Source organism: Streptomyces sp. NPDC006193, from assembly GCF_040613915.1.
GTDB lineage: Bacteria > Actinomycetota > Actinomycetes > Streptomycetales > Streptomycetaceae > Streptomyces.
Genome location: NZ_JBEXTB010000002.1, coordinates 50115 through 67588 on the forward strand (window position 1 = coordinate 50115; position 17474 = coordinate 67588).

13 protein-coding genes and 3 tRNA genes are annotated in these 17474 nt (G+C 74.1%); 8 read left to right on the forward strand and 8 right to left on the reverse strand.

Features of this window, described 5'->3' with window-relative positions; genetic code table 11:
• Positions 1-51: 51 nt before the first annotated feature.
• The 3 genes from purL to purS are packed head-to-tail and all read right to left on the reverse strand — an operon-like array spanning position 52 to position 3247.
• Positions 52-2310 (reverse strand): phosphoribosylformylglycinamidine synthase subunit PurL, encoded by a 2259-nt coding sequence (purL, locus tag ABZ261_RS01955; RefSeq protein ID WP_356854622.1) that lies wholly within the window; start codon positions 2308-2310, stop codon positions 52-54.
• The gene (gene purQ, locus ABZ261_RS01960) at positions 2307-2987 is read right to left on the reverse strand and encodes a phosphoribosylformylglycinamidine synthase subunit PurQ (RefSeq protein WP_356854623.1); all 681 of its coding nucleotides are present in this window, start codon (positions 2985-2987) and stop codon (positions 2307-2309) included. The genes purL and purQ overlap by 4 nt, the downstream gene beginning before the upstream one ends.
• Positions 2984-3247 (reverse strand): phosphoribosylformylglycinamidine synthase subunit PurS, encoded by a 264-nt coding sequence (gene purS, locus ABZ261_RS01965; RefSeq protein WP_014673609.1) that lies wholly within the window; start codon positions 3245-3247, stop codon positions 2984-2986. The genes purQ and purS overlap by 4 nt, the downstream gene beginning before the upstream one ends.
• Before the next feature lie 310 nt (positions 3248-3557).
• On the opposite strand from purS, the gene ABZ261_RS01970 reads away from it, so the two are divergent.
• From ABZ261_RS01970 to ABZ261_RS02005, 8 genes are all read left to right on the forward strand, one after another.
• Positions 3558-3875, forward strand: coding sequence for an Lsr2 family protein (locus ABZ261_RS01970; RefSeq protein ID WP_351208694.1), 318 nt, complete (start codon positions 3558-3560; stop codon positions 3873-3875).
• 166 nt (positions 3876-4041) lie between these two features.
• Positions 4042-4113 (forward strand) — tRNA-Gly (locus ABZ261_RS01975).
• Between the two features lie 80 nt (positions 4114-4193).
• Positions 4194-4266, forward strand: a tRNA-Gly gene (locus tag ABZ261_RS01980).
• A 126-nt stretch (positions 4267-4392) separates the two neighbouring features.
• Positions 4393-5367, forward strand: coding sequence for an ABC transporter ATP-binding protein (locus ABZ261_RS01985; protein ID WP_356854624.1), 975 nt, complete (start codon positions 4393-4395; stop codon positions 5365-5367).
• Positions 5364-6152 carry an ABC transporter permease gene (locus ABZ261_RS01990; protein WP_356854625.1) on the forward strand — a complete coding sequence of 263 codons (789 nt, stop codon included), beginning with the start codon at positions 5364-5366 and terminating at the stop codon, positions 6150-6152. Before ABZ261_RS01985 ends, ABZ261_RS01990 begins: the two co-directional genes overlap by 4 nt.
• 16 nt (positions 6153-6168) lie before the next feature.
• Positions 6169-7449 (forward strand): histidine kinase, encoded by a 1281-nt coding sequence (locus ABZ261_RS01995; RefSeq protein WP_356854626.1) that lies wholly within the window; start codon positions 6169-6171, stop codon positions 7447-7449.
• Positions 7446-8060, forward strand: a complete 615-nt coding sequence (locus tag ABZ261_RS02000; RefSeq protein WP_356854627.1) for a response regulator transcription factor — start codon at positions 7446-7448, stop codon at positions 8058-8060. Before ABZ261_RS01995 ends, ABZ261_RS02000 begins: the two co-directional genes overlap by 4 nt.
• A 23-nt stretch (positions 8061-8083) precedes the next feature.
• Positions 8084-8159, forward strand: a tRNA-Gly gene (locus tag ABZ261_RS02005).
• 149 nt (positions 8160-8308) lie between these two features.
• On the opposite strand, the gene ABZ261_RS02010 is transcribed toward ABZ261_RS02005, so the two are convergent.
• The 5 genes from ABZ261_RS02010 to ABZ261_RS02030 form a co-directional block, all read right to left on the reverse strand.
• Positions 8309-9208, reverse strand: coding sequence for a phosphoribosylaminoimidazolesuccinocarboxamide synthase (locus ABZ261_RS02010; protein ID WP_356854628.1), 900 nt, complete (start codon positions 9206-9208; stop codon positions 8309-8311).
• Between the two features lie 133 nt (positions 9209-9341).
• The gene (locus tag ABZ261_RS02015) at positions 9342-10841 is read right to left on the reverse strand and encodes a N,N-dimethylformamidase beta subunit family domain-containing protein (protein WP_356854629.1); all 1500 of its coding nucleotides are present in this window, start codon (positions 10839-10841) and stop codon (positions 9342-9344) included.
• A gap of 294 nt (positions 10842-11135) precedes the next feature.
• Positions 11136-13169 carry a hypothetical protein gene (locus tag ABZ261_RS02020; RefSeq protein ID WP_356854630.1) on the reverse strand — a complete coding sequence of 678 codons (2034 nt, stop codon included), beginning with the start codon at positions 13167-13169 and terminating at the stop codon, positions 11136-11138.
• Between the two features lie 544 nt (positions 13170-13713).
• The gene (purD, locus tag ABZ261_RS02025; protein WP_356854631.1) at positions 13714-14967 is read right to left on the reverse strand and encodes a phosphoribosylamine--glycine ligase; all 1254 of its coding nucleotides are present in this window, start codon (positions 14965-14967) and stop codon (positions 13714-13716) included.
• Between the two features lie 183 nt (positions 14968-15150).
• Positions 15151-17436 carry a DNA polymerase III subunit gamma and tau gene (locus ABZ261_RS02030; protein ID WP_356854632.1) on the reverse strand — a complete coding sequence of 762 codons (2286 nt, stop codon included), beginning with the start codon at positions 17434-17436 and terminating at the stop codon, positions 15151-15153.
• Between the last annotated feature and the right edge of the window lie 38 nt (positions 17437-17474).

The following is a 17474-nucleotide window of genomic DNA, read 5'->3' on the forward strand; positions in this document are numbered from 1 at the left end:
GCGCAGGCCCCGCCCGGCGGTCCGGGCAGGGCCTGCGGGAGGCCGCGGCGGTTACGCCAGCAGGGCCGGGATCGTCCGCTCGTGGGCCTCGCGCAGCTCGGCGAGGGAGAGCGTGAACTCGCCCTGGACCTCCACCGCGTCTCCGTCCACGACGCCGATCCGGGTGGCCGGCAGGCCGCGCGCACCGCACATGTCGGTGAAGCGGAGCTCCTCCGAGCGGGGCACGGCGACGATCGCGCGGCCGGCCGACTCGGAGAAGAGGAAGGTGAAGGCGTCCAGACCGTCCGGGACGATCAGGCGGGCGCCCTTGCCGCCGAGCAGCGCGGACTCCACGACCGCCTGGACCAGACCGCCGTCGGACAGGTCGTGCGCGGAGTCGATCATGCCGTCGCGGGAGGCGGAGATCAGGATCTCGGCCAGCAGCCGCTCGCGCTCCAGGTCGACCTTCGGGGGCAGGCCGCCGAGGTGGTCGTGGATCACCTGGGACCAGGCCGAGCCGCCGAACTCCTCCCGGGTGTCGCCGAGGAGGTAGATCAGCTGGCCCTCCTCCTGGAAGGCGACCGGGGTGCGGCGGGCGACGTCGTCGATCACACCGAGGACGGCCACGACCGGCGTCGGGTGGATCGCCGCCTCGCCCGTCTGGTTGTACAGCGAGACGTTGCCGCCGGTCACCGGGGTGCCGAGCTGCAGGCAGCCGTCGGCGAGACCGCGGACGGCCTCCGCGAACTGCCACATCACCGCCGGGTCCTCCGGCGAGCCGAAGTTCAGGCAGTCGGAGACGGCGAGCGGCTTGGCGCCGGTGGTCGCCACGTTCCGGTAGGCCTCGGCCAACGCCAGCTGGGCGCCCGTGTACGGGTCCAGCTTGGCGTAGCGGCCGTTGCCGTCGGTGGCGATCGCGACGCCGAGACCGGTCTCCTCGTCCACGCGGATCATGCCGGAGTCCTCCGGCTGGGCGAGGACGGTGTTGCCCTGCACGAAGTGGTCGTACTGGGAGGTGATCCACTTCTTGGACGCCTGGTTCGGCGAGGCCACCAGCTTCAGGACCTGGTCCCTGAGCTCCTCGGAGGTCTCCGGGCGCGGCAGCTTGTTCGCGTCGTCGGCCTGGAGGGCGTCCTGCCACTCGGGGCGCGCGTACGGGCGCTCGTAGACCGGGCCCTCGTGCGCGACCGTGCGCGGGTCCACATCGACGATCTTCTCGCCGTGCCAGTAGATCTCCAGGCGGTCGCCGTCCGTCACCTCGCCGATCACGGTGGCGATGACGTCCCACTTGGCGCAGATCTCCAGGAACCGGTCGACCTTGTCCGGCTCCACGACCGCGCACATGCGCTCCTGGGACTCGCTCATGAGGATCTCCTCGGGCGAGAGCGTGGAGTCGCGCAGCGGGACGTCGTCCAGGGTGACGCGCATGCCGCCGGAGCCGTTGGAGGCCAGCTCGGAGGTGGCGCAGGACAGGCCGGCGGCGCCGAGGTCCTGGATGCCGACGACCAGCTTCTCCCGGAACGCCTCCAGGGTGCACTCGATGAGGAGCTTCTCCTGGAAGGGGTCGCCGACCTGGACCGCGGGGCGCTTGGACGGCTTGGCGTCGTCGAAGGTCTCGGAGGCGAGGATCGAGGCGCCGCCGATGCCGTCGCCGCCGGTGCGGGCGCCGTAGAGTACGACCTTGTTGCCGGCGCCGGAGGCCTTGGCGAGGTGGATGTCCTCGTGCCGCATCACACCGATGGCGCCGGCGTTGACCAGCGGGTTGCCCTGGTAGCAGGCGTCGAAGACGACCTCGCCGCCGATGTTGGGCAGGCCCAGGCAGTTGCCGTAGCCGCCGATGCCCGCGACCACGCCCGGCAGGACGCGCTTGGTGTCGGGGTGGTCGGCCGCGCCGAACCGCAGCGGGTCGACGACCGCGACCGGGCGCGCGCCCATCGCGATGATGTCGCGGACGATGCCGCCGACGCCCGTGGCCGCGCCCTGGTAGGGCTCGACGTAGGAGGGGTGGTTGTGCGACTCGACCTTGAAGGTGACCGCGTAGCCCTGGCCGACGTCCACCACGCCGGCGTTCTCGCCGATGCCGACGAGCAGCGCGTCCGACCGGGGCGCCTTCTCGCCGAACTGGCGCAGGTGGACCTTGGAGGACTTGTACGAGCAGTGCTCGGACCACATGACCGAGTACATGGCGAGTTCGGCGCCGGTCGGGCGGCGGCCGAGGATCTCCACCACCCGCTCGTACTCGTCCTTCTTCAGGCCGAGTTCGGCCCAGGGCAGCTCGACGTCGGGGGTCGCGGCCGCGTGCTCGACCGTGTCCAGAGGCGTCCGGCTCATGCGTTGACCAGCTTCTTGAGGATCGAGGTGAAGAACGGCAGCCCGTCGGTACGGCCCGTACCGATCAGCGGCTCGACGGCGTGCTCGGGGTGCGGCATGAGGCCGACGACGTTGCCGGCCTCGTTGGTGATGCCGGCGATGTCGTTGAGCGAGCCGTTGGGGTTGAAGTCGAGGTACCGGAAGGCGACCCGGCCCTCGGCCTCCAGCTTGTCCAGGGTGTACCGGTCGGCGACGTACCGGCCGTCCATGTTCTTCAGCGGGATGTGGATCTCCTGGCCGGCGCGGTAGTCGCCGGTCCAGGCGGTCTCCGCGTTCTCCACCCGCAGCTTCTGGTCGCGGCAGATGAAGTGGAGGTGGTCGTTGCCGAGCATCGCGCCCGGGAGGAGGTGCGCCTCGGTGAGGATCTGGAAGCCGTTGCAGATGCCGAGGACCGGCAGACCGGCCTTCGCCTGCTCGACGATCGGCTCCATCACCGGCGAGAACCGGGCGATGGCGCCGGCCCGCAGGTAGTCGCCGTAGGAGAAGCCGCCGCACAGCACGACGGCGTCGACCTGCTTGAGGTCCTTGTCCTTGTGCCAGAGGGCGACGGGTTCCGCCCCGGCGATGCGGATCGCGCGCTGCGTGTCCCGGTCGTCCAGGCTGCCCGGGAAAGTGACGACGCCAATACGAGCGGTCACTTCGCCGCCTCCGCGACTTCGTCGACCCGGACGGTGAAGTCCTCGATCACGGTGTTGGCGAGGAAGGATTCCGCAAGATCGCGGATGCGGGCGAGCGCGGCCTCGTCGACCGGCCCGTCGACTTCCAGTTCGAAACGCTTTCCCTGGCGGACGTCCGAGATCCCTTCGAAACCCAGACGCGGCAGCGCTCGCTGGACCGCCTGGCCCTGGGGGTCGAGGATCTCCGGCTTGAGCATGACGTCGACTACGACGCGTGCCACTGGCACTCCCGGTGTGTGGTGCTGAGCAGGTCCCTTCAGACTACCCGCACAAAATTTCTACGCGAGTAGAGTTGGAGGAAAGCACGTGAGCCGCATCACGATCGGGTGTCGAACCGGCACGCTTCCGAAAAGTTCTGGGAAAGTTCGTCCGTCCTCCCGGCCCGCGTATTGTGCTGGGACACGCGGGGGGATTTAGTCGGGCTTCACTTTGCATTGCCGGGCACTGTACAAATGAATTGGCAATAGCCGATACTCGGCACGTCCTCGGCGGTGAGCTGTAGCGACGTGCCGCACGAAGGGACCGATATTCGTGGCGCAAAAGGTCGTGGTCACTCTCTTCGACGATATCGACGGCTCGGAAGCGGCGGAGACGATCGCCTTCGGACTCGACGGCAAGTCGTACGAGATCGACCTGAACGAAACCAACGCCAAGAAACTGCGCAAGGCGCTCGCGCCCTACGTCGAGGCCGGCCGCAAGCGGTCGCGGTCCGGCAAGGCGTACCGGCAGACGGAGGTCGCGCCCGACCCGGCGGCCGTCCGCGCCTGGGCCCAGGCCAACAAGATGGACGTCCCGGCACGCGGACGCATCCCGAAGAAGGTCTACGAGGCGTTCAGCGCCGCGCAGTGAGCCCGCGAAGGGGCGAGTCCTCAGGGTCCGTCAGCGGGCCCTGGGGACCGTGCACTTGGGACGGACGGGGGCACGGCGGAACCGACTTGCGCGACCCCCCGGGTGATCGGCTAATGTCTGGGACACGCCGAGGGGCGAGGCCGCAGGGCCGGATCCCACGGACCGTGCGGGTGTAGTTCAGTAGTAGAACATCCCCCTTCCAGGGGGAAGGCGCAGTGTGCGATTCCTGTCACCCGCTCTGCACCGCCGTACCGACCATTCCTGTGGATCAGGTAGGCTGGTGCTCGCACCGATCGGTGGGAGCCGGTCGGGAGCAGCGCGGACGTAGCTCAGTTGGTAGAGCGCAACCTTGCCAAGGTTGAGGTCGCGAGTTCGAGCCTCGTCGTCCGCTCGGGAAGAAGAACCCCGGTCCCTCGGACCGGGGTTCTTTCGTCGTCCGGCCGCTCTGACATTTGTCATGCCGGGAAAATGACACCGCACACTGCCCGTCCGGCCGCGCCGCCGGGACGCTGTCCTCATGGACATCGACGGACACGAGCACGTGATCGAGGTCACCGACCTCACACGTGTCTACGGGGGCGGGTTCGAGGCGGTGCGCGGCATCACCTTCTCCGTGGCACGCGGCGAGATCTTCGCCCTGCTGGGCACCAACGGCGCCGGCAAGACCTCCACCGTGGAACTGCTGGAAGGTCTGGCCGCGCCGGCCGGCGGCCGGGTACGGGTCCTCGGCCACGACCCGTACCGGGAGCGGGCCGCCGTACGCCCCCGCACCGGAGTGATGCTCCAGGAGGGCGGGTTCCCCGCCGAGCTGACCGTCGCCGAGACCGCCCGGATGTGGGCGGGATGCACCAGCGGGGCCCGGCCGGAGGGGCAGGCGCTGGAGCTGGTCGGGCTCGCGGGCAAGCACCGGGTGCGGGTCAAGCAGCTCTCCGGCGGCGAGCGGCGGCGCCTGGACCTGGCGCTCGCGCTGCTCGGCGACCCCGAGGTGCTGTTCCTCGACGAGCCGACGACCGGGCTCGACGCGGAGGGCCGCCGGGACACCTGGACGTTGGTGCGGCAACTGCGGGAGACGGGCACGACCGTCCTGCTCACCACGCACTACCTGGAGGAGGCCGAGGGCCTCGCCGACCGGCTCGCCATCCTCCACGAGGGCCGCATCGCCGCCTCCGGCACCCCGGCCGAGGTCACCGCCGGCCGCCCCTCCCGGATGTCCTTCGAACTGCCCGACGGGTACCACCTCGGCGACCTGCCGCCCCTCGCCGAGCTCGGCGTGTGCGGGCACGAGAGCGACGGCAGGGTCGTACGGCTGCGCACCCGCGAACTCCAGCGGACCGCCACCGCCGTCCTCGCCTGGGCCGAACGGGCCGGCGTCGAACTGCGCGGACTGGACGTGCGCTCGGCGTCCCTGGAGGAGGCGTTCCTCGGCATCGCCCGGACGGGAGTCCCCGCGGCCGGACGGAGCCTCGAGCCGGGGACGGAGGCGGCGGCATGAGCGGCGTGATCCCGGGCGCCCTCACGCCCTCCCTACGGCGGCTGCGGGCGCTGGCGAGGGCGGAGTTCGCCCTCCTCGGCCGCAACCGCGGCGTCGTGTTCACCGCGCTCGTCGTGCCGCTCGCGCTGCCGTTCAGCGTGCGGCCGGCCCTCGACCAACTCGACCTGGAGAAGCAGGGACTGAGCATGGGGACGGCCATGCTGACCGCCGCCATCGGCTTCTCCTTCCTCTTCGCCGTCTACACCTCGCTGGTCAACGCCTACGTCGCGCGGCGCGAGGACCTCGTCCTGAAGCGGCTGCGCACCGGCGAGCTGACCGACGGCGAGATCCTCACCGGGACCGCCCTGCCCGCCCTGGCCCTGGGCCTCGCCCAGGCGCTGGTGCTGTGCGCCGGATGCGCGGTCCTGCTGCACGCCGGGGCGCCCAAGGCGCCGCACCTGGCGCTGCTGGGGCTGCTGGCCGGGCTGGTGCTGAGCGCCGCGCTCGCCGCGCTCACCGCGTCCTTCACCCGGACCGTGGAGAGCGGCCAGGTCACCTCGCTGCCGCTGGTGTTCGTGTCGATGATCGGCTCGGGGATCATGTTCCCCACCGAGGCCATGCCGGCCAGGCTCGCCTCCGTCTGCGAACTGCTCCCGCTGTCCGCCGCGATCCGGCTCGTCCGGGCGGGCTGGACCGGCCGGCTGAGCGCGTACGAGGCCCTCGGCGCCCTCGTGACCGCACTGGCCTGGACCGTGCTGGCGGTGTTTGCTGTAGGGCGGTGGTTCCGGTGGGAGCCGCGGCGCTGAGGGACGGGGGGCGCACATGGTGGGACGGCTACGGCGGTGGCAGCAGCGGCACTGGCGGGAGCGCAGCAAGACCGAACGGGTCGAGCTGTACACCGTCGTCACCTGGTACGTCTCCACCTGGTTCTTCTCCCTCTGCTGGCTGCTGCTGCCCCTGGCCGGCGGGCTCGGCCACCGGCCCGCGGCGCACGTCCTCGGCGCCTCGCTGGCCCTGGTGGCGACCCTGCAGTGCGCGCTCTCCAACCGGCTCACCCGGTCCGCGCTCGACCACTACCTGGGGCGCGCACCGCTGCCGGCCGGCGCGCACCGCGTCCCGGCCGCCCTGATGGGGCTGGCGCTGGCCCTGCTCGTGGCCCTCGCGGCGCTGGACGCCGCCGAGCCGGTGGCGGTCCGGCTGGCCATCGGCGCCTCCGTGCTGCCGTTCGGGCTGCTGTACGGGCTCACGGTGCCCGTACGGGTGTTCCTGCGTCAGGCCGCGGTGCTCGCGGTGCTGCTCGTGGGCGCGTTCGGGCTCGCCGACCGCAGCGGCCCCGGCCTCCTCGCGACCGGCCTGGTCACCGCCTTCGGGGCGGCGTTCTCCCTGCTCGCCTGCCGCTGCGGCGCCTGGACCCTGTCCGCGCTGTGGGAGGCGGAGCGGGCCCGCGAGGTCGAGGCGCGGCTCGCCGTCGCCGAGGAACGGCTGCGGTTCGGACGCGATCTGCACGACGTGCTGGGGCGGAACCTGTCCGTCATCTCGCTCAAGAGCGAGCTGGCCGTGCAACTGGCGCGGCGCGGAAGGCCGGAGGCCGTGGAACAGATGGTGGAGGTCCAGCGCATCGCGCAGGAGTCGCAGCGCGAGGTGCGGGCCGTGGTCCGCGGCTACCGCGAAGCGGACCTCGGCGCCGAACTCGCCGGCGCCCAGGGGGTGCTGGCGGCGGCCGGGATCGACTGCGCGGTCCGCGCGGAGACCGGTGGCCTGCCTGCCGAGGTGCAGTCCGCGCTCGGCTGGGTGGTGCGCGAGGCGACCACGAACGTGCTGCGGCACGGGGACGCGGGCCGGTGCGAGGTGGGGTTGACGGTGCGAGAGGGGCGGGCGGTGCTGACGGTGGAGAACGACGGCGTGCCGGACGCCGAGGCCGGGGCGGCGGGCGCGGCCGGGGCGGCGGTGCGGGCGGGTGGCGGCACGGGGCTCGCCGGGCTGCGGGAACGGCTGGCCGCCGTGGACGGGACCCTGGAGGCGGGCGTGGTCGGCGACGGCCGGGACCGGTTCCGGGTGGTGGCTCAGGTACCCCTGGCGCCGGTGGAAGGAGTCGCCTCGTGAGCGCCCGGGTGCGGCTCCTGCTCGCCGACGACGAGCACCTGATCCGGGGCGCGCTGGCCGCGCTGCTCTCCCTGGAGGACGATCTGCTGGTCGTCGCGGAGGCGGCGAGCGGTCCCGAGGCCCTGGCGATGGCCCGGGCGCACCGGCCCGACGTGGCCGTGCTGGACCTGCAGATGCCCGGGGCCGACGGTGTGAAGGTCGCCACATCCCTGCGGGCCGAGCTGCCCGGCTGCCGGGTGCTGATCGTCACCGGGCACGGACGGCCGGGGCACCTGAAACGGGCGCTCGCGGCCGGTGTGCGGGGGTTCGTCCCGAAGACCGTCAGCGCGCAGCGGCTCGCCGAGATCATCCGGACCGTGCACGCCGGGAACCGTTACGTCGACCCGGAGTTGGCCGCCGACGCGATCTCCGCCGGGGACTCGCCGCTGACCGCGCGGGAGGCCGAGGTGCTGGAGCTGGCCGCCGACGGCGCGCCCGTCGCGGAGATCGCCGAGCGGGCCGCCCTGTCTCCGGGGACCGTGCGCAACTACCTCTCCTCGGCCGTCACGAAGCTCGGCGCCGACAACCGGCACGCGGCGGTGCGTCTCGCCCGCGAACGAGGTTGGGTATAGTTGCTCTCGCGCCACGGCGCAACGCGGACGTAGCTCAGTTGGTAGAGCGCAACCTTGCCAAGGTTGAGGTCGCGAGTTCGAGCCTCGTCGTCCGCTCCACGCGAGAAAGCCCCCGGTTCCGGCCGGGGGCTTTTCGCGTCTCCCCGGCCGGAGCGCCGGGGGCTTCTCGCGCGGCCCCCGGCGGACACCGGCGGCTCGCGCCGCCCCCGGCGGACACCGGGGGCGGCCGGGTCCGCCGGGGCGACCGGCTACGACCAGCTGGTGCCGGTCAGGCGCTCGTACGCCTCCACGTACTTCGCCCGGGTCGCCGCCACGACGTGCTCGGGCAGCGGCGGCGGGGGCTGCTCGCTCCTGCGGTCCCAGCCGGACTCCGCGGAGGTCAGCCAGTCGCGCACGAACTGCTTGTCGTACGAGGGCTGCGCCCGGCCCGGCTCCCACTGGTCGGCCGGCCAGAACCGGGAGGAGTCGGGGGTGAGGACCTCGTCGGCCAGGACGAGCGCGTCCCCGTCGAAGCCGAACTCGAACTTGGTGTCGGCCAGGACGATCCCCCGGTCGCGGGCGATGTCCCGGGCCCGGGAGTACACGGCGAGGGTGGCCTGGCGCAGCTGGGCGGCGGTCTCCGCGCCGACCTGGCGGGCCACCTCCTCGTAGGAGACGTTCTCGTCGTGCTCGCCGACCTCGGCCTTGGTGGCCGGGGTGAAGATCGGGGCGGGGAGCTCCGAGCCGTCCACGAGCCCTTCGGGCAGGGCGAGCCCGCAGACCGTGCGGGACTCCCGGTACTCGAGCAGGCCCGAGCCGGTGAGGTAGCCGCGGGCCACGCACTCCACCGGGACCATGTCCAGCGACTTGCAGACCAGGGTGCGGCCCGCCCAGTCGGCGGGGGCGCCCTCGGGGGCCTCCGTGCTGATCACATGGTTGGGGGCCAGGTCGCGCAGCCGGTCGAACCACCACAGGGAGAGCTGGGTGAGGATGCGGCCCTTGTCCGGGATCCGGGTGGGCAGCACCCAGTCGAAGGCGGAGATGCGGTCGCTGGCGACCATCACGAGGTCGCCCGCCTCGTTCCGGTACAGGTCGCGCACCTTCCCGGTGTGCAGGTGCACCAGGCCCGGAACCTCGATCGGCTCGGGCTTCTCCACGAATCCGGACACGGTTCCTCCCCGTGGTTGCATCCAGCGGGGCGCCCGCGAGGCCCGGACCGGGCGGTACGGGCGACGGGCGGCCCCAAGTGCCTCGATTCTCCCGTACGGGGGCGGGGGGACGCGTGCGGGGGGTCGGCCGCGGTCAGTCGCGTTTGCAGATGCGGTCCAGCAGGTTGGCCGTGGCCCGCTGGACGCGGGGGTCGACATGGCCGGGGCGGTCCAGCGCCGGGGACCAGGCGAAGGTGCCGGAGGCGAAGACCCAGGCGCCGGAGGGGGCGCGGTAGAGGGAGGTGTCCTGGTGGCGCAGGACGCCGTCGGCGTCGGTGTAGGGGGAGTGGGCGAGCAGGATGCGCTCGTCGTGCTCGGGCAGCGGGGTGCGCGGGAAGTAACGGTCCGCCTCGCCGGCGACCAGGCCCTCGATCTCGTCGCCCTCGTGGGCGCCGGTCCCCTCCCACAGCCAGTGGCCGCCGTTGCGGACGACCAGCGGATGCGGCTCGGGCACCCGGCCCGCGTACTGGATGCCGAGCAGCTGCTGCTCGGGCCGGTCGACCTCCCGCCACAGCACCGGTTTCCCCGGGCCCTTGCGCTTGCGGCAGGTCAGCAGCCGGTCGGGCACGCCGGACGGGGAGGGGCCCAGCTCCACCCGCCAGTACATGGTGTTGGCGGACAGGAACACCAGCGAGGTGCCGCGGTCGCGGGCGTCCTCGACCGCGCGGCGCATCCGCACGGACCAGTACTCGTCGTGGCCGGGGAAGACCAGGCCCCGGTAGCGGGCCGGATCGACGCGGCCGGCGTGCAGGTCGCGGGCCTCGGCGTAGGCGAGGTCGTAGCCGTAGCGCTCGGCCCAGCGGATGAAGTCGTAGGCGTGGCCGACGTGCAGGGGCAGGCCCGCGCCCGCGTAGGGGCGGTCGAAGGAGACCGTGGTCGCCGCGCCGGCCTCGCCGAGCAGCCGGCCCTCCTCGTCCCACGCGTGGTACAGGCTGGCGCCGGTGCGGCCGTCCTCCGGGTAGAGGTTGTACGCCTGCCAGGTGATGTCCGGCAGCAGCAGGAGCAGGTCGGCGGGGTGGTCGTCGCGGACCGTGAACGGCACGTGGGAGCGGTAGCCGTCGGCGGTGGTGAGGACGGCCACGTAGGCGCCGATGCTCCAGTGGGAGGGCACCTGCAGGCGCCAGGACAGCCACCAGTGGTGGCAGGAGACCGTGCGGTCGGCGGCCAGCGGCGCGGGCTGGACGATGCCGGACAGCCGCGGACTCGTGGTGATCTTGGCGGCGCCGTCGCCGCCGTAGTGGCCGATGCGGTAGATGTCGACGCCGAACTCCTGCGGCGGGTCCACCGTGATGTGGAAGTCGATCGCCTCGCCGGGCGCCACCGCGCCGGTGGAGGTGAACCCCTTGATCTGGCGGTGCACGTCGTCGGCCGAGCGCAGGCCGGCGCCGGCCGGCCGGGGTGCGGGGACGCGCGCGCCGGCCGCGCCGGAATGCTGCGGCGGAGCGGGCTCGACGTACCAGGGGACGACGTGACCGGTGTCGTCGAAGTACGTCTCGCTGCCGCGCAGCCAGGGCAGAGGACCCTGCCCGAAGGGGTCCGTGACGGCGTGCGCGAGTGCTCCGGACTCCCAGCGGCGGACGTGGTCCGAGGCCATGGTCGCTCCCCTCCCTCAGGCCCCCCGTGTCCTGTCTCGGTGGTGCTCGGGTCGTTCCGTGCGTGCTCGAAGACGCTCGGATGTGCTGGGCACGTGTGTGGAACGTGTCCGGAACGCCGCTCGGTGTGCTCGCGGGGTTCGACCGTGCTGTCGTATGTCGCGAGCTCTTGCCAACGGCGTGGTCGGTCCCAGCACATCACATGACGCGCGGGCCCGGTCACCACTCGTGATGAATTGACCTGAAGTGGAAGAAGCCTTTCCGCTAAGGCGGCCGGGGCGGACGGAACGGACGGGTCAGACGAGCCGTACGGGCTTCTCGGGACGTATCCCGGACGCGGCCAGCCAGTCGCGCAGCGGGCCCGGGTCTCCCTCCTCGATCAGGCTGAGCACCCTGGGCGTCAGATCGGCGGCCCGCTCCCCGCCCAGCAGCAGGGACGGGCCGTCCAGCCAGTCCAGGGCGGGGGCGGCGCCGGCGGTGTCGACGGCCGCGCAGCACACCATCGCCTTGACGTGGTCGGCGAGGACCTCGCGGGCGGTGCGCGGGGGCTGCAGGGGGAACAGGGGCAGCCCGCCGTCGTCCCACAGCGCGCTCTCGGGGCTCTGCCGGGCTGCGGCGCCCCCGTCCGGCGCGGCGCCCTCCTCCCGGGCCAGCGCGGCGCTCAGGCCGGCGGCGAGAACGGCACTGCGCTCGGTGGTGGGGTCGGCGTCCTCCTCGGCGTCCCCGTCGTCCACATCGTCCGGGTGGCCGAGGTGGCCCAGGGGCTCCACGGAGGTGTGCGCGGGCGGGGCGCCGGGGTGGGGAGCGGGGGGCGGAGCGGGCCGGTGGGTCGGCGGCGGGCCCGGGGTGGAACCGGGCGCGGGGGCGGGGCGGTGTCCCTCGGCTCGGGGGTGGGCGGCGTTCCCGGCGGAGGCGGTGGCCGGGAGCGCGGCGGGGGTCCCGGCGGTGGCCGGGAGCGCGGTGGAGGAGGTCCCGGCGGAGGAGGAGGTGGGCAGGGGGGCGGGGTGGTTCGGGGCGCCCGGTGTCCGCCTGCCGGAGCGGTGGGGGGCGGTGGTCACCGGCTCGGCGAGGTGGTCCAGGACGCGGGCCAGGGTGGGGCCGCCGGGGTCGGGGGCGGCCGGGTCCAGGGACGGGCGGACGCCCAGGGAGTCCAGGACGCGGTGGAGGCGGGCCGCGTCGGCGCGCCAGGTGCGGTCCACGACCTCCTCCGGATACGCCTGCCAGTCCACCGGGGCCCAGTCACGGCCGCACTCGGCGGGGCCGCCGTGGAAGAGGCGGGCGGCGAGCAGCGAGGCGGCCTCGTCCACCGCGCCGGGCTCCTCCAGCAGGTCGCAGGCGGGCCGCTCGCCGAGCCGGGACGCGAACCCCTCGGCGAGACGGTCCCGGCGGGACAGCTCCGTGAGCGCCGCGACCACGCCCGCGTCCAGCCGGGAGGGCCAGCGGCCCATGCGCCAGGCGGGCAGCGCCACCCGGGTCAGCAGCCGGTCCCAGCCGGCGTAGGCGAGCCCGACCTGCTCCTGGGCGACGATCCGCAGGCCGTAGTCCACCGTCTTGGCGCGCTCGGCCGCCGCCGCGGCGACCCCGCGCTCCATCTGCACCGCATGCTCCCGGCAGCTCCGCAGCAGCAGACGCGCCACCCAGCCGATGACCGCGCACACCCCGCGGGCCGGCGGGCAGCGCCCCGGCGTCGAGGCGACGGCCACGGCCGCGTCCAGCCCGCGCACGAAGCGGCGGGCGGCGGCTATGTCCGGCTGGGCCGAGGGACCCGTGCCGGCGATGACCGGGGCGAGGACCGCGCGCAGTTCGCCGACGCGCATCCACCACAGGAAAGGGGAGCCGATGACGAGGACCGGCGCGACCGGGGTCCGGCGGCCCGGGCCCGCCGTCCCGCCGGGCGCGGGGCGCGGAGGCGGGCCGTGGGACGCATGGGCGCGGTCCTCCAGCCAGCTGTCGCAGTCCGGGGTGAGCGCTATGGCGGAGGGCGCCGGCACGTCCATGCGGTCGGCGAGGTCGCGCACCATCCGGTACAGGTCGGGGGCGGACGCCTCCGGAACCGGCACCGTGGGACTCACGGCGGGGCGGGCCCGGGCGACGACCAGGGCGATGCCGGCCGCGGCCAGCAGCACCAGCATGGCGAGCACGCCCACGGTCCAGCGGGCCGCGTCCCAGCCGGGGCCGACGAAACGGCCGGTGGGAGCGCCGGCCAGGAGGATCACGGCGGCGCCCGCGGGCAGCAGGGCGACGGCCAGCGCCCGGGCCCGGACCCGCAGCACGGCGAGCGCCCGGGAGCGCGCGGCCTGCGCGCCCGCCTCCCTGCCGATTCCGGTCACGTGTCGACCTCGCCCCCTTCCTGCCGATCGCGTGCTGTCCTGGACTTGCTCACTCCCCCACTGTGGCACCCGCCACTGACATCGCAATGCCGGTGGGCCAAGTGCCGGAACGCTTGCGCGGCACCCTAGTTGGGGCCCACGCCCTCGTCAGCCGTATAGGGGATTGCTCACTCGATGGAATGGCTCTGGTCAGAGCTGGGTGACAGACAGCAAAGATCAGGCCCCGGATCGTGGATCCGGGGCCTGGGCGGTCCCTGGGCGGTCCCTGGGCAGGTGAGACGACGGGCCGGGAGCACGGGTGCCGCCCGGGGATGACGCGGACCGGCCGGCGGGCACGGGTGCCGCCCGGGGATGACGCGGACCGGCCGGGGCTGTCCCGGGCGGCGCGGACGGGGCCGGGCCGGGCCGGCCGTCCGCTGGGCGGACCGAGCCGGACGTCCGGGCGGGGCGGGCTGCGCGGACTGGGCCGGCTGGGCGGGCTGGACCGGCTGGGCCCCGGCCGTCCGGGCGGTGCGGACCGCCCGGGCCGGGCGGGGCCGTGCGGTTACGCGGGCCGCGCCGCCTTCGCCGCGATGTCGGTGCGGTGCTGCGAGCCCTCGAGCCGGATCCGGCCCACCGCCCGGTAAGCCCGTTCGCGCGCCTCGGCCAGGTCCTCGCCGGTCGCCGTGACGGACAGCACCCGACCGCCCGCGCTGACCACCGCGTCACCGTCCCGCCTGGTGCCGGCGTGCAGCACGTACGCGTGCGGAGCGTCCTCGGCGGCCACCTCGTCCAGGCCGGTGATCGGGTCGCCGGTACGCGGGGCGCCGGGGTAGTTGTGCGAGGCGACGACCACGGTGACGGCCGCGTCCTCGCTCCAGCGCAGGGGCGGCAGATCGGCGAGGCCGCCGGTGGCGGCGGCCATCAGGACACCGGCCAGCGGGGTCTTCAGGCGGGCCAGCACGACCTGGGTCTCCGGGTCGCCGAAGCGGGCGTTGAACTCGATGACGCGGACCCCGCGCGAGGTGATCGCGAGGCCGGCGTAGAGCAGCCCGGAGAAGGGCGTGCCCCGGCGGCGCATCTCGTCGACCGTCGGCTGCAGCACCGTCTCCAGCACCTCGCCGACCAGCTTGGGATCGGCCCACGGGAGTGGCGAGTAGGCGCCCATGCCGCCGGTGTTGGGGCCCTCGTCGCCGTCCAGCGCGCGCTTGAAGTCCTGGGCGGGCTGCAGCGGCAGGACCGTCCGCCCGTCGGTGACGGCGAACAGGGAGACCTCGGGGCCGTCGAGGAACTCCTCGATCACCACCCGCTCGCAGGCCGCGGCGTGCGCCTTGGCGGCGTCCAGGTCGGAGGTGACGACGACGCCCTTGCCGGCGGCGAGGCCGTCGTCCTTGACGACGTACGGCGCGCCGAACGCGTCGAGTGCCTCGGCGGCCTCCTCGGCGGTGGTGCAGACGTAGGAGCGGGCGGTCGGCACCCCCGCGGCCGCCATGACGTCCTTGGCGAAGGCCTTGGACCCCTCGAGCTGCGCGGCCTCCCGCGAGGGGCCGAACACGGGGATGCCCGCCGCGCGGACGGCGTCGGCCACACCGGCGACCAGCGGGGCCTCCGGGCCGACGACGACCAGGTCGGCGCCGAGCCGGGTGGCCAGCTCGGTCACCGCGGCGCCGTCGAGGGCGTCGACCTGGTGCAGCTCGGCGACCTCGGCGATGCCGGCGTTGCCGGGGGCGCAGTGCAGCGCGGTGACGTCGGGATCGAGGGACAGGGAGCGGCACAGGGCGTGTTCGCGGGCGCCGCTGCCGATGACGAGGACCTTCACGGCACTCAGCCTAATGGCAAGGTCGCCGAAGACTGAGCGCCGGGTTTGTCGTACGTTCCTCCAACAGCGCGGCCGCTCCCCGGCCGGCGGACGGCTCCTCACCGCGCCGGGACGCGGAGGCCGTCCTGCCGCAGGCCACCGCGATGGGAGAGGTCACCGCCCGGCCGGGCCCGTCACCGCCGGTCACTCGTTGGAGAACTCCTCCACCACCGTCGCCCCCAGTTCCCGCACGATCAGCTCGTGGCCGGAGAGCGCCGACTCGTCCAGATCCGGGTCGTCGTCCTCCGCGATGTCGTCCTCGGGAGCGACGGGCGGCGGCTCCGGCGCGGGGGCCGGCCGGGGCGCGGGGGCCGGCGCGGCCGGAGCGCCGCCCTGCGGTGCGGCGGGCGCCTGCGGGGCCTGCTGGGGAGCAGCGGGGCGGGGGGCCGCCGACGGGGTGCCGTAGCCACCGGCCGGAGCGCCGTAGCCACCGGCGGGAGCGCCGCCGTAGCCGCTGCCTCCGCCGCCGTGACCGGGTGAGCCGCCCGGTCCGGCAGGGGCGGAGCCGCCACCGGAGGGGTCGACGACCGCCTCGATCTTCCAGTGCACGTTGAACTGCTCGGTGAGGGCCTGCCGCAGCACGTCCTCGCTGCCGCTGCCCGCGAAGTTGTCCCGGGCGCCGGCGTTGACGAAGCCGAGCTGGAGGGTGGTGCCGTCGAAACCGGTCACCTGGGCGTTCTGGCTGAGCAGGATCCAGGTGAAGCGGCGGCGGTTCTTGACGGCCTCCAGGATGTTCGGCCAGAGCGCGCGGGGGTCGAGGCCGCCGGCCGGGGCGGCCGGAGCCGGGGCCGCGGCGGCGGACTGCCCTTGCGGGGGCTGCGGCTGCTGGTCCGGCTGTCCGGTGGGCTGCCGGGCCCCTGCCGGAGCAGCCGCGGTCGGCCAGCCACCGGGCCGCCGGCCGCCGCCGGCCGGGGCTGCGGTGGGCCAGGCTCCGGGAGCGGCGGCGGCCGGGGCGGGCGCCGCCGGAGCGGCCGCGGCCGGGGCAGGCACAGGCGCGGAAGCCGGAGCGGGGGAAGCGGCGGGAGCGGGCGCAGGCGCGGAGGCCGGGACCGCCGCGGGTGCCGGAGCGGCCGGCGTCCCGCCCGGGAGGCCCGCCCCGCCCGCGCCTCCCGGCGCGCCCGCGGTCCGTACGGCCGCCCGGGCCGCCGCGGGCCCCGCGCCGGGAGGCGCGGACACCGCACCGGCCCCCGTGCCGGAGGCGGGCAGGGCGCCGCCGTGGACCTCGGGGCCCGGGACGTACCCCATGGCCGGAGCACCGCCGCCGGAGAAGCCGGCGCCGCGCTCGAGGCGGTCGAGGCGGGCCATCACCGACCGCTGGTCGCCGTAGGCGGCGGGCAGCAGCACGCGGGCGCAGATCAGTTCCAGCTGGAGGCGGGGCGAGGTGGCGCCGCGCATCTCGGTCAGGCCTTCGTTGACCAGGTCGGCGGCGCGGCTCAGCTCGGCGGCGCCGAAGGTCTCGGCCTGGGCCTGCATGCGCTCTAGGACGTCGGCGGGAGCGTCGATGAGCCCCTTCTCCGCCGCGTCGGGCACGGCCGCCAGGATCACCAGGTCCCGCAACCGCTCCAGCAGGTCGGCGACGAACCGCCGCGGATCGTTGCCCCCCTCGATGACGCGGTCGACGACCTCGAACGCGGCGGCCCCGTCCCCGGTGGCGAAGGCCTCGACGACGGAGTCGAGGAGGGAGCCGTCGGTGTATCCGAGCAGGGAGGTCGCCATGGCGTACGTCACGCCCTGTTCCCCGGCGCCGGCGAGGAGCTGGTCCATGACGGACATGGAGTCACGCACGGAGCCGGCGCCGGCGCGCACGACGAGCGGGAGCACGCCGTCCTCGACCGGGATGTCCTCCTTGCGGCACACCTCGGCGAGGTAGTCCCGCAGGGTGCCCGGGGGGACGAGCCGGAACGGATAGTGGTGCGTACGCGAGCGGATCGTCCCGATGACCTTCTCGGGCTCGGTGGTCGCGAAGATGAACTTCAGATGCTCCGGCGGCTCCTCGACGACCTTGAGCAGCGCGTTGAAGCCGGCCGACGTGACCATGTGGGCCTCGTCGATGATGTAGATCTTGTACCGGCTCGCGGCGGGCCCGAAGAAGGCCTTCTCCCGCAGCTCACGGGCGTCGTCCACGCCACCGTGGGAGGCGGCGTCGATCTCGATGACGTCGATCGAGCCCGGCCCGTTCCTGGCCAGGTCCCGGCACGACCGGCACTCCCCGCACGGTGCGGGGGTGGGACCCTGCTCGCAGTTCAGGCAGCGGGCGAGGATGCGCGCGCTGGTGGTCTTCCCGCAGCCGCGCGGTCCGCTGAACAGGTACGCGTGATTGACCCGGTTGTTCCGCAGCGCCTGCTGCAGCGGGTCGGTCACATGCTCCTGCCCGATGACCTCCGCGAAGGTCTCCGGGCGATAGCGGCGGTACAGCGCGAGAGACGACACGCATACGAGGTTATAGGCGCTCACTGACAACGGGCTCC